Origin of the sequence: Pseudidiomarina donghaiensis, assembly GCF_900116895.1 — a bacterium.
Taxonomy (GTDB): Bacteria; Pseudomonadota; Gammaproteobacteria; order Enterobacterales; family Alteromonadaceae; genus Pseudidiomarina; species Pseudidiomarina donghaiensis.
In genome coordinates, this window is sequence record NZ_FPCF01000001.1 from 181,629 (window position 1) to 194,013 (window position 12,385).

Genomic DNA, 12,385 nt, shown 5'->3' on the forward strand with positions numbered 1-12,385 from the left:
ATCGGCCTTGCTTTTTTATTAAAAAAGCATGAGGATGACTCCATAATAAATGGAGTACCCCGACAATGAAGCAGTTTGTCATCCTCATTCTCAGCGTTATCGCCATTGCTAGCGCTAATAGCGCACCGAAAGAAGTACGCATAGCCGCTTACGAATACCCACCGTATTTCACCACCGAGAACACCCAGCACTTAGTCGGCGATATCGTCAAAGCACTTAATGCTAAGCAGTCTGACTACCATTTTAGCGTGGTACACATTGCGCCAAATGGTCGTTATGACGCCTTGCGTGAGCAGGGGTGTTGCGATGCGATATTTTTCGAAGATCGTAGTTGGGGATGGGAGCACGTTGATTATGCTGTTCAGTTAACCACGCCTATTTATGAAGACAAAGAGCGTTTTGTCGCGCGCAAGCATATCAACAGAGGGCAGTCTTTCTTTCAGGTAAAAGGCCTGCGCTTTGGTGGCATCATTGGTTACCATTATCCGTTTGTTGCGAATGAAAAAGATAACCGTGTGCTCGAAGAAGAGTACGGTATTTATTTGGGGCATTCGCACCAAGTAAATTTACGTATGCTATTAAATGGTCGATTAGATTTAATTATGCTTGCCGATGCCTACATTCGCTCGGTACTCATGGAAGAAACGCGTAGTAAGTTGCTACTTTCTGAGCAGCATTACAGCGTTCATCAACTAAGTGCTGTGAGTAATCCAGGCAAGGCTATTAGTGCTGACAAATTAGAGGTGTTATTGAGCGAGTTACGTCAAACCGGGGAGTTACAGCAAATATTGTCCAAGCATCGGCTTTAGTAAACGCTAAGACCAAGGCGGTTTGCCAATTCGCGAATCATAAACATGCCGCGCGCAGAGTTTCCGAAGCTGTTTAGCGGCGGGCTCCAAGCACTAATGACACCGTAGTCTGGAACAATGGCGATAATTCCGCCACCCACGCCACTTTTTGCCGGCAAGCCCACAGTAAAGGCAAATTGCCCCGACTGATCATACATGCCACTGGTACTCAGTAGTGCATTAATACGCTGCGCATCACGATGTGAGGTGATTTGCTTTCCGCTGCGAGGGCACTGACCGCGGTTGGCTAAAAACGCCAAGCTACTCGCTAGCTGTTCAGTGTTCATAGTCAGCGCGCACTGCCAGAAGTAATGGTCGAGTACTTCTTCAACGTCTGACTCAATATTGCCGAAACTTTTCATCAAGTAAGCTAACGCGGCGTTGCGAGCGCCATGTTCACGTTCGGACTCATGAACCCGAGAATCGACGCACACAGCTTCACTGCCGCACAAACCCCGAACCATGCTCAGTAATGCCGATTTACTGGCTGAGTAATGGCTAACTAACACATCGCTGACTAAAATCGCGCCCGCGTTGATCATGGGGTTGCGCGGAATGCCTTTTTCCCATTCAAGCTGAACAATTGAATTAAAAGGCTGACCTGAGGGCTCCATCTGCACGCGTTCCCATAACGGGTCGCCAAGACGTTCCATCGCCAACATCAGCCCATAAATTTTAGAAATAGACTGAATGGAAAACGGTTTATTGGTATCGCCGACCGAGGTGACGTTGCCATCAAGCGTGGCAACCGTCAGCGCGCAGTAATCAGCTTTAACCTCTGCCAAGGCAGGAATGTAATCGGCGACTTTACCGTCATTCACAGACATGGCCTGCTGCAGAATATCCTCTAGCAGTGGTTTGAGGTTGTCAGGGGCATGTATTGGTTGCCCGCCGCTGATTACATCGTGTGTCATGGGTTGAACTAATGACTCCTATTAAGCCTTATTGGCATTGCTCGATAACAGTGGTTTTAAGAAGCGTGCAGTATGTGAGCGCTCACATTTAACAATCTCCTCGGGGCTACCGGCGGTTAATATCTCACCGCCGCCTGAGCCACCCTCGGGCCCTAAGTCGATAATCCAGTCGGCTGTTTTTATCACGTCCAGGTTATGCTCAATAATAACAATGGTATTGCCATGGTCGCGCAAGCGGTGCAGTACCGTCAACAGTTGCTGAATATCGTGGAAGTGCAAGCCGGTGGTTGGCTCATCCAAAATATACAAGGTTTTGCCGGTATCGCGTTTGGATAATTCCCGGGCTAATTTTACCCGTTGCGCTTCACCACCCGAGAGCGTGGTTGCTGATTGCCCCAAGCGAATGTATGACAAGCCGACATCCATCAAGGTTTGTAGTTTGCGAGCAATGGCCGGAATAGGCGCAAAGAATTCACGGGCGTCCTCCACGGTCATATCGAGCACTTCGTGAATGCTCTTACCTTTGTATTTAATTTCTAGCGTTTCGCGATTGTAACGTTTGCCCTTACACACGTCACAAGGCACGTACACGTCAGGTAAGAAATGCATTTCTACTTTGATGACACCGTCGCCTTGGCAGGCTTCGCAGCGACCGCCGCGCACGTTAAAGCTAAAACGACCCACTTTGTAGCCGCGCGAACGGGCTTCTTCGGTGCCCGCATATAATTCTCGAATTGGGGTGAAAATACCGGTATAAGTGGCTGGGTTCGATCGTGGCGTACGGCCGATAGGGCTTTGATCAATGTCGACCACTTTGTCTAAGTACTGCATACCGTCAATGCTAGTATAGGGTGCCGGTTCGCCCGTAGTCGCTTTATTCAATTCGCGGTGGGCAATACGAAACAGGGTGTCATTAATTAAGGTTGATTTACCTGAGCCAGACACACCCGTCACACAAGTCATGAGACCAATGGGCAGCTCGGCGTTGACGTTCTTCAAGTTATTGCCGGTTGCACCATTTAGTTTTAGCCAATGCTTACCGGATTTGTTGCGTTGCTGCGGCACGGCAATTTCTTTGCGACCTGATAAATAGTCACCCGTAAGTGATGCTTCATTGGCAATAATGTCTTCATAGTGCCCTTGTGCAATCACTTCGCCGCCGTGCACACCTGCGCCAGGGCCAATATCAATAACGTGGTCAGCAGCGCGTATGGCATCTTCGTCGTGCTCAACCACAATCACGGTATTACCCAGGTCGCGTAGGCGCGTGAGGGTGTTCAACAAGCGCTCGTTGTCGCGCTGATGCAAGCCAATCGATGGCTCATCCAACACGTACATCACACCCACCAAGCCCGCGCCAATTTGTGACGCTAAACGAATACGCTGAGCTTCACCGCCTGACAATGTTTCTGCACTTCGTGACAAGCTTAGATAGTTCAGGCCTACGTTGACGAGAAAGCCTAAACGGTCGTTGATTTCTTTTAGAATTTTTTCCGCAATTTTGGCGCGCTGGCCTTCAAGTTCCAACTGTTGGAAAAACGCTAAAGCATCGCCAATAGAACGCTCAACCACTTGCGGCAGGGTTGTGTCATTGACATAAACATGGCGTGCTTCTTGACGTAAGCGTGCGCCACCACAGCTTTTACATGGCTGCGATGCCAAATACTTGGATAAATCTTCGCGAACGGCCATCGAGTCGGTTTCGCGGTAGCGGCGCTGCATGTTCGGAATAATGCCTTCAAATGCATGAGTGCGTGCAACGCGGTCTCCACGGTCGTTCATGTAGCTGAACTCAATTTCGGTTTTGCCACTACCAAACAGAACCACCTGTTGATGCTCGTCGGCCAAGCTATTAAACGGCTTGTTCAGGTCAAATTTATAATGCTTAGCGAGCGACTGAAGCATTTGGTAGTAATAGAAGTTACGTTTGTCCCAGCCACGTATGGCACCGCCAGTTAGGCTTAGCTCTGGGTTGGTGACCACTTTGGCGGGGTCAAAAAACTGCTCAATACCTAAACCGTCGCATGAGCCACAGGCGCCCGCCGGGTTGTTAAACGAGAACAAGCGCGGCTCAAGTTCTTGCATGCTATAGCCACAGTGAGGGCAAGCAAAGTTGGCAGAGAAGACAATCTCTTGCACGCTCGAGTCAGCTTCCATAGGCACTGCAATAGCGGTGCCGCCGCTCAGTTCTAAAGCGGTTTCAAATGACTCGGCTAGACGCAGTTCTAGGCCTTCGCGTACTTTTATGCGGTCAACGACCACTTCAATGGTATGTTTCTTCTGCAGCTCAAGCTTTGGCGGATCGCTCAAATCGCACAGTTCACCGTCAATGCGGGCTCGAATGAAGCCTTGCGCGGCTAAATTCTCGAGTACCTTGGTGTGCTCGCCTTTGCGCTCTTGAATAATAGGCGCCACAATCATCAGCTTTTCACCTTCCGGCAATGCCAGCACTTGATCAACCATTTGCGAAATAGTTTGCGCAGCAAGTGCCACATTGTGCGTTGGGCAGCGGGGCTCGCCAACTCGGGCGAACATTAAACGTAGGTAGTCGTATATTTCGGTAATGGTACCCACGGTTGAGCGCGGATTATGCGAGGTTGACTTCTGCTCAATCGAAATCGCTGGGGATAACCCCTCAATGCTATCAACATCGGGCTTTTCCATCAGTGACAAGAACTGACGTGCGTAGGCCGATAAAGACTCCACGTAGCGGCGTTGACCTTCAGCATAAAGGGTATCGAATGCTAAAGAGGACTTCCCGGAACCTGACAAGCCAGTTATCACCACTAACTTATCGCGTGGAATGGTTACGTTGATATTTTTCAGGTTGTGGGTGCGGGCACCGCGGATTTCTATTTTATCCATGAGAACGACGACTCTGTGTTGTCAATGACAAGCGATTGAATGAAACGAGTATTATCGCACAACCAGTACCTTCTGGTACAATGGCCAGCGATTTTTTCCTGCAGCTATGAGAATTTCATGCGACAGCAACACCAAGACAACCGACTAACTCCTATCGAGCGGCGCGCTTCGGGCGCTTTAGCTGCTGTATTTGGATTACGTATGCTGGGCCTGTTTTTGATCATGCCCGTTATCGCTATTTATGGTCAAAAATATCCAGACTATACGCCATTGCTTATTGGTTTAGCCATTGGTGCTTACGGTTTAACCCAGGCGTTGCTGCAAATTCCGCTGGGAATGTTGTCAGACCGCATTGGTCGCCGCCCGGTTATTGTAGGTGGCTTGCTTCTATTCGCCGTAGGTAGCCTTGTGGCCGCCACCGCAGACACCCTGGTGGGCGTTGTGGTTGGCCGAGCACTGCAAGGTACAGGCGCCATTGCTGCGGCTATTTTAGCGCTCGCTGCCGACATTACACGCGACTCACAACGCCCTAAAGTAATGGCCACTATTGGCATGTTTATTGGTCTGTCGTTCGCGTTAGCGTTGGTGTTGGGGCCATTGTTAGGCGCGCAAATTGGTTTGTCGGGCTTGTTCTATTTCACAGCAGTTAGCGCTGTTTTCGGTATTGTCGTATTGTTGTTAGCGGTGCCTAAAGTGGCGCAAAAGTCTGCCCGCGGTGATCTGATACCACTGAAAAGCGAATTAGGTATGCTTTTCAAAGACCGCCAATTGGCACGTCTTAACTTTGGGGTGTTTGTACTGCATTGTGTACTCACCGCATTTTTTGTGGTGGTGCCATTGCAGCTAATGCGTGGCGGGCTTGCTGCGGACGATCATGCGTGGCTGTACTTACCCACGTTAATTGCCTCGTTTGCATTTATGATTCCAATGCTCATTAAAGCCGAGCGTCAGCGCCAACAACCTCGCTTTTTCCGCGTCGCTATTGCCCTGGTGCTGGGCGCTGTGGCTGTTATCGTCTTTGTACCGGCGCATTGGACGTATTTAGCTATCGCTGTTGTGCTATTTTTTACCGGCTTTAACTTTCTTGAAGCAACCTTACCGTCATCGTTAACGCGCTTTGCCCCCGCAGGGCGCAAGGGCAGCGCAAGCGGTATTTACGCCACATTTCAGTTTTTCGGGGCCTTTGTAGGGGGAGCCGCAGGCGGGTCCATTTATCAACATATTGGCCTCATCGGCGTTGGGATTTTCTGTACAGTACTGCTACTATGCTGGTTCGCAATTAGCTTTGGTATGCAGCCACCGCCGCAGCAACAAAGCGTGAGCTATGAGCTACCGTTATTGACAGCGACACAAGCCGATGGCCTTGCTGAGCAGCTTAGCGCCATTGACGGTGTGGAAGAAGTTCGCATTGTGGCGGCGGAGAAAACAGTGTATTTAAAAGTACACAAAACCAATTACAATGAAGCAGACGTGAGGGCGCAGTTGGCGCCCTATACTGCATAAGCAAAACATTTAAGTAGAACATAAAAGACAAGTGAAGGAGCAGATGGCATGGCCAGTCGCGGCATCAACAAAGTAATTTTAATAGGTAATTTAGGCGCCGACCCAGAAGTGCGCTACACGCAAAGCAACACAGCCATCGCCAACCTATCTATCGCCACTAGCGAAACCTGGAAAGATAAGCAAACTGGCGAGCCACGTGAGCAAACCGAGTGGCACCGTTGTGTGGCGTACCGCCGTTTGGCAGAAATTGCCGGTGAGTACTTGAAAAAAGGCTCGAAAGTATACGTTGAAGGGCGCCTGCAAACCCGTAAATGGCAAGGCCAAGACGGCGTTGAACGCTACACCACAGAAATCGTGATTAACGACTTGCAAATGCTTGATGGACGCCCAGGCGGCGGTCAAGGTCAAGGCGGCGGTTACGGTGGCGGTCAGTTTGGTGGTGGCCAACAAGGCGGCCAACAAAACGCACCACAAGGTGGCCAACAGGGCGGCCAAGGTGGCTTTGGCGGCGGTCAGCAAGGCGGCCAGCGTCAGGCTCCAGCGCAAAGCTTCTCTCAGCAAGGTAATCAGCAAGGTGGCCAGCAGCCGGCGCAGCAGCCGCAGCAGAACCAAGAGCCGTTTGTGCCAGACCAAGATTTCGACGACGATATCCCGTTCTAAGCACACACTAAGACTTAAAAAGCCCTGTATTAAACAGGGCTTTTTTGATGATCCGCATAGTGCGTTGTTTCGTTTTGTTCTAAACTAGTCATTAACTTCTAGTTGCAACGTGAGATTTCCGTGTCCATACGAACAACGCTGTTATCCCGATTACGCAATGTAAGCGTTGGCTTGTTAGCCGCTGCAACGCTGCTTAGTTGCGAACAATACCAAGACCCCATTAACGTGGTCGGTAATTCGTGGCTAGGTTATCAGCCGTTTTATGTGCAAAACATACTTCATCCAGAGCTTACCCCAACGCAGCTAAACGTGACCATGTTAGTTTCTGACGTGAGTGTGCTACGCATGCTAACTAACCAGGCTGCAGCGGTGGCTTTTCTAAGCCTTGATAACGCGCTCAGTTTGAACTCGCGTACCGATTTAAATTTCTGTATTGCCGCCGTGCTCACCAGCTCTTATGGCGCCGATGCTGTGCTCGCGCACTCAGATATTGACACCAAACTAAGTGGTGAAGAACCGTTATTAATAGGCATGGAAGACAGCGCTCTGTCGCGGTTTATTTTGTCGCGTTGGATAGAGCTACATGAAATTAACCCACAGCGTATTAAACGACAAATTGTCACTCCAGCAGGGCAGTTGCGGGCGTTTGAGCGTAAGCAGTTTGATGCTGTGATTGCTTATGCGCCTTTTAGTCAACAGCTTGAACAGGCTGGCGCCGTCACGGTTTTCAGTAGTCGCGAAATCAAGGATGAAATTATCGACACCGTGATTGTTCGGCAAAGCGCTTGGCGCCAACATAAAGAAGCGCTGAAAAGCTATGTGACCAACAATTGGGACCAAGCCATTGAAGCCATTGCCAATAATCAAAGCGAAGACTTCAGTACTTTGGCGCAGCTGACTGGGCTTTCCAAGCCAGAGTTAAAAAGTGCGTTGGCAGGCTTACAGCTATACAACAGCCAAGCGAGTCGTGAGTTTTTAGCAACGCGCTATGATCAAGTTTCCGCAACTGTAGCTAGCCATTTGGTCGACTCAGGCTTGCACGCTAACTTAAAAGCATTGCCGGTTTGTGAGGGCGTGCTGTGAAGTCATTACATTTCTGGCAGCGGCTAAGTTTGCAAATTACGGTACCTATTGTGGTGATCGCGCTGATTATTTTAGGTTCGCTTAATTATTACCTTATTAAAGCACAGCAAGAAGAAGCCTACCAACGTGCCGAGTTGGAGCTACGTTCAATGGTGGTTGTCGCTCAGGGTTCAATGAACCGTATTTTCGCGATTAATCGATTTAACGCGCTAGCCGAGCTACTGAGTGAAATTCATGTGCACCCGCAAGTGCGCCATGCCGCAGTGCTAGATAGCGACGGCAAGTTCATGGCGTTTTATAACGCCAATATTGTTGACCCTAGTATACAAAGTTTTATTCAGGACGTGCCGCAACAAGCTCTACAAAACGCTGGACGCTCAGGGGTTACGCAGATTACCTATCACCCAGAGCATAAACATTTTGTGGCCATAGTACCAGTGCTTACCGGACCTGACTTAGAGGTTGAGCTTAAACGCAACATATTGCTGATCAGCTACGCGCACGACAATACCTGGTACAAACTCAGCTCGATAGCACTTAATGAATTGGTGGTGTTTTTAACGGTATTGTTTGCGCTAGGGGTACTGCTTTGGCTGGGGTTACAAATTGTCATTGTACGTCCTGTTGCCCAGCTAGTAAGTAAACTCGACAGATTTGCCAAACGTGAAAAAATTGAGCCGCTACCGGGGCGTCGCTATAACGAGCTCAACCTACTTGGCGAAGCTTTAATAAACGCCGCACAGGCGCGTGAGCAATACGAACAACATTTGAATAAACTGAGTGCTGCGGTTGAACAGAGTAGCGACAGTATTGTCATCACCGACCTTGATGCGCGTATAGAATATGTCAACCAAGCTTTTACCGATATCACAGGCTTTAGCGCTAACGAAGTGCTTGGTAGGGACCCAAAAGTGTTGGCCTCGGGGAATACACCGCAAAGCACTTATGAGGCCATGTGGAGCGCGCTCACTCAAGGCAAAATCTGGCAAGGCGAGCTATACAACCGCCGTAAGGATGGTAGTGAGTACCGCGAATGGGCAACTATTTCGCCGTTGCGCGATGACGACGGCAACATCACCCATTATTTAGCAAGTAAGCAAAACATTACCGAAAAGCGCGCCGCGGAAGCACAATTAAATTATTTGGCGTACTACGACGTGCTCACGGGGCTTCCTAACCGAACAAAATGCCTCGAATTACTCAGTGAATTTATGCAGCAGCGCACCCCACGCAAGTTTGGGGCTGTGGTGCTATTTGACCTAGACGGTCTGCAACGAATTAATGATGTTCGAGGCTTTGAGTTCGGTGACAAGGTGTTGCTAGCGGTAAGTGAACGCTTAGCTAGCATTGTTAAACATCAAACGGACGCGGTACTCGGTAACCTTGGTGGTGATTTGTTTGCTTTGTTGCTACCGGCCCATAGTGAACGAGAGCACATGCTGGCGCATTCCAAGGTGATGGTGCAAGAGGTTCTGGATGAAATATCACGTGAGTTGGTGATCAGCGATGAAAGCCTCACTATCACTGCAAGTGCTGGCATGGTGCTGTACCCAGAGTATGCAGATACCCCAGAAGCCATCATTCGTCATGCTGAAACCGCTATTCACAATGCAAAAGAGTCAGGGGGCAATCAGTTAGCTGTTTACAACCCGGCGTATAGTTACCAGTTGGAGCAGCGGTTCGAAATAGAGCGCGAGTTGCGCGAAGCAATGATGCTCAATCAACTTGAACTCTATGTGCAGCCACAACAGCATGCCAATGGCGAAATAGTCGGGGTTGAAGTGTTGTGCCGTTGGCATCATCCCGAGCGCGGCATGGTGCCGCCGGGCATTTTTATTGAAATAGCTGAGAAGTCTGACCTTATTGTTGAGTTAGGAGACTGGATTCTCAGCGAAGCCATTACGTTACTCAATAAACTGCCTGCGCACATGACGCTGGCGGTGAACATTAGCCTGCGCCAATTCCGCAAATACGACTTTGTCTTCAAAATAGAGCGTTTGTTATTGCGCAGCGGTGTTGAACCGCACAGGCTGATACTTGAGGTGACCGAAAACCTGTTTGTTGAAGACTTCGAAGACATAGCACTAAAAATGAAGACGCTGAAGCAGTCTGGGGTGCAGTTTTCCATCGACGACTTTGGCACCGGGTATTCGTCACTTGGCTATTTAAACCAACTGCCGTTAGATGAGCTAAAAATCGATAAAAGTTTTGTTGATGGTATTGGTGATCATCACAAAGAGAAATTAGTCGAAATGGTTATCTCAATGGGCAAGCACTTAGACTTGCGAGTGGTTGCTGAAGGTGTTGAAACGAAAAGTCAGGTGCAGTATCTACAAGAACAATCAGCCGACATTGTTTGCCAAGGTTATTATTTTGCCAAACCCTTGCCGGCTGTTGCGTTTATTGAAGGCTCTAAATAACGTGCGCAATTAGCGCACGTTATGTTCGTTAGCTACTTTGTCAAAATACTCTAGGGCCTGCTTTGCATATGCCCGTTTTTCAATATAGTTGCCAGCAAAAAAGTTTTTCTTAAAGCCGTACGCAACCATGTCTTTCAAGCGCTTCAACGGAACGTCTACGGCGCTCAATGCCAGTTCATACTCGCGGGTAACTGTGGTACGCGACACCAGGCGGTTATCGGTACAAATAACCGTTGCTAAACGGTTGTTGAACATGTGCTTAAAGTTATGGTTACTCACATCGCCAATATCTGGGTTGGTTTGCAGGTTACTGGTAATACACACTTCAATGGCAATGCGGCGGTCAGCAATAAATGAAGCGAGCCGGCGGGCATAATCTTCTTTGTCGGTAATGCTGGGGTCTTGAATCATATCTGGTGAGAACAATGAGTAACCGTGGCCCAAACGGTCGGCATAACATTGTGTTAAGGCTTCAAAAATGCTTTCAGCGCCGTATGCTTCGCCAGCATGCACTGTTTTTAATAAGAAGTTCTGATGCGCGTATTCATACACTTCTTTGAAGTCATGGGCAGGGTAACCCATTTCTTGCCCTGCAATGTCTAAGCCAACAATCGGCAAGCCTTCTTCGTCTCGCAAGCGAACGCTAGCGCGAATCATTTCCATGGCGGCGGTTTTGATCACTTGCTTGGGTTCATGGTCACGCAACATTTGAAACAGTTGCGTGTAATACGGTGAGAACCCCTTTTTACCAAACATACGCATGGCGCAGTTGATAATACCGTAATCAAATGGCGGCTTGTCGCCGTTCGCCACTGCGGACTGCGCATTGTATTCGTGTTTAGCGCGTGACAAGCCTTTGTTGGTGGCGTGCATAACCGTATCAAAATCGATACCGCGCGCTGGGTCCATCATTAATTGCGGGGCAAAACGCACCTCAATGTAAATCACGCCCTCAGCAATGTTGTCTTGCGCTAATTCGTATGCCGCCTGTTCAAGGTTTTCCATATCGCGCAACACCGCGCAGGTGTATTGAAAACCGTTTAAGTATTCACCAAGGTTCTGGTACGACTCTTTAAACACCAAGTCATATAAGCCATCTACGGTGTATGACGGTAACTCAATATTGCTCCGCTTCGCCATTTCAATAAGCCCGTCGGGTCTTAAGCTGCCGTCTAAATGCAGGTGCAGATCAGCTTTGGGCATGGCTTTCAAAAAGTCGGGTGAGTATTGAGTGGTCATTCGCTTCTCCTTAGTCAATTTTTCAGAGTATACCACTAGGGAAAGCGTTTTTCGTTATTCGTGCGCTTCGCTGTTCGTGCGTTCTCTTTGTTCTCTGTTCGTGTTTTATGAGCTAACGCTTGTCGTGATTCAAAAAAAAAGACACACTAAACCACCAACGAATAGCGCCGCGCACGAACAGCAAAGCGCACGAACAGCGAAGCGTACGAATAACGAACAGCGAAGCGGACGAACAACGATCTTATGGCCTCACTTTACTTTACTTACTCGGCAATGAACGCCGGCAAAAGCACCTCATTGCTGCAGGTAGCCCACAACTATGAAGAACGCGACCAACGCGTATTGCTATTAACCCCTTCAATTGATGACCGAGCGGGGCATGGGCGCATTGCTTCGCGGTTAGGTATTGAGCGTGAAGCCTTGGCTTTTTCTAATACCACGGATTTAGCCGCACTGATTGAAGCGCGCCATAGTCGAGAAGCCATAGACTGTGTGCTGATTGACGAGTCGCAGTTTTTAACCGAGCAGCAGGTTTGGCAGTTAACTGATGTGGTCGATAGGCTTGATGTACCGGTTATGTGTTACGGTATTCGTAGTGACGCGTTTGGAAATGCTTTCCCAGGCAGCGCTATTTTGCTTGCCGTAGCCGATAAATTGGCGGAAATGAAAACCATCTGTTACTGCGGCCGCAAAGCAACCATGAATTTACGAATTGATGCGCAAGGCAATGCCGTTAAAGAAGGGAACCAAATTGCCATTGGCGGGAACGATCGATATATCTCGTGCTGCCGTAAACATTGGAAGGAAAAGCTTGGTCGGTAATTACACAGATTAGCGATTAGCTGCTAATATT

At 49.0% G+C, this 12,385-nt stretch carries 9 protein-coding genes; 6 read left to right on the forward strand and 3 right to left on the reverse strand.

Translation table 11 applies throughout. The features are described 5' to 3' along the window. Positions 1-65: 65 nt before the first annotated feature. Positions 66-809, forward strand: coding sequence for a substrate-binding periplasmic protein (locus tag BM334_RS00895; protein ID WP_092836633.1), 744 nt, complete (start codon positions 66-68; stop codon positions 807-809). Here BM334_RS00895 and glsA read toward each other — a convergent pair. Together glsA and uvrA are read right to left on the reverse strand one after the other, a co-directional pair. After that, complete coding sequence (glsA, locus tag BM334_RS00900) at positions 806-1,762, reverse strand: glutaminase A (protein ID WP_055439365.1); 957 nt, start codon at positions 1,760-1,762, stop codon at positions 806-808. The genes BM334_RS00895 and glsA overlap by 4 nt on opposite strands. Positions 1,763-1,783: 21 nt before the next feature. Continuing rightward, positions 1,784-4,627, reverse strand: coding sequence for an excinuclease ABC subunit UvrA (gene uvrA, locus BM334_RS00905; RefSeq protein ID WP_092836636.1), 2,844 nt, complete (start codon positions 4,625-4,627; stop codon positions 1,784-1,786). 117 nt (positions 4,628-4,744) lie between these two features. Between uvrA and BM334_RS00910 the strand changes: the two genes are divergently transcribed. From BM334_RS00910 to BM334_RS00925, 4 genes are all read left to right on the forward strand, one after another. Continuing rightward, entirely contained in the window at positions 4,745-6,130 is a 1,386-nt protein-coding gene (locus BM334_RS00910; protein ID WP_092836639.1) for an MFS transporter, read from the forward strand. Between the two features lie 48 nt (positions 6,131-6,178). Beyond that, positions 6,179-6,790 (forward strand): single-stranded DNA-binding protein, encoded by a 612-nt coding sequence (gene ssb / locus BM334_RS00915; RefSeq protein ID WP_092836642.1) that lies wholly within the window; start codon positions 6,179-6,181, stop codon positions 6,788-6,790. Positions 6,791-6,910: 120 nt separating this feature from the next. Beyond that, positions 6,911-7,873, forward strand: a complete 963-nt coding sequence (locus BM334_RS00920; protein WP_126801804.1) for an ABC transporter substrate-binding protein — start codon at positions 6,911-6,913, stop codon at positions 7,871-7,873. Continuing rightward, entirely contained in the window at positions 7,870-10,293 is a 2,424-nt protein-coding gene (locus tag BM334_RS00925) for a bifunctional diguanylate cyclase/phosphodiesterase (RefSeq protein ID WP_092836648.1), read from the forward strand. The genes BM334_RS00920 and BM334_RS00925 overlap by 4 nt, the downstream gene beginning before the upstream one ends. 9 nt (positions 10,294-10,302) lie before the next feature. On the opposite strand, the gene BM334_RS00930 is transcribed toward BM334_RS00925, so the two are convergent. Further along, positions 10,303-11,532 carry an adenosine deaminase family protein gene (locus BM334_RS00930; protein ID WP_092836651.1) on the reverse strand — a complete coding sequence of 410 codons (1,230 nt, stop codon included), beginning with the start codon at positions 11,530-11,532 and terminating at the stop codon, positions 10,303-10,305. Positions 11,533-11,775: 243 nt separating this feature from the next. On the opposite strand from BM334_RS00930, the gene BM334_RS00935 reads away from it, so the two are divergent. After that, complete coding sequence (locus tag BM334_RS00935) at positions 11,776-12,354, forward strand: thymidine kinase (protein ID WP_092836654.1); 579 nt, start codon at positions 11,776-11,778, stop codon at positions 12,352-12,354. Positions 12,355-12,385 lie beyond the last annotated feature (31 nt).

Bases quoted from the DNA above. Each gene is read 5' to 3' on its own strand.
- BM334_RS00910 (WP_092836639.1), top strand. From the start codon at position 4,745: ATGCGACAGCAACACCAAGACAACCGACTAACTCCTATCGAGCGGCGC.
- glsA (WP_055439365.1), bottom strand. From the start codon at position 1,762: ATGACACACGATGTAATCAGCGGCGGGCAACCAATACATGCCCCTGAC.
- BM334_RS00935 (WP_092836654.1), top strand. From the start codon at position 11,776: ATGGCCTCACTTTACTTTACTTACTCGGCAATGAACGCCGGCAAAAGC.
- ssb (WP_092836642.1), top strand. From the start codon at position 6,179: ATGGCCAGTCGCGGCATCAACAAAGTAATTTTAATAGGTAATTTAGGC.
- uvrA (WP_092836636.1), bottom strand. From the start codon at position 4,627: ATGGATAAAATAGAAATCCGCGGTGCCCGCACCCACAACCTGAAAAAT.
- BM334_RS00930 (WP_092836651.1), bottom strand. From the start codon at position 11,532: ATGACCACTCAATACTCACCCGACTTTTTGAAAGCCATGCCCAAAGCT.
- BM334_RS00895 (WP_092836633.1), top strand. From the start codon at position 66: ATGAAGCAGTTTGTCATCCTCATTCTCAGCGTTATCGCCATTGCTAGC.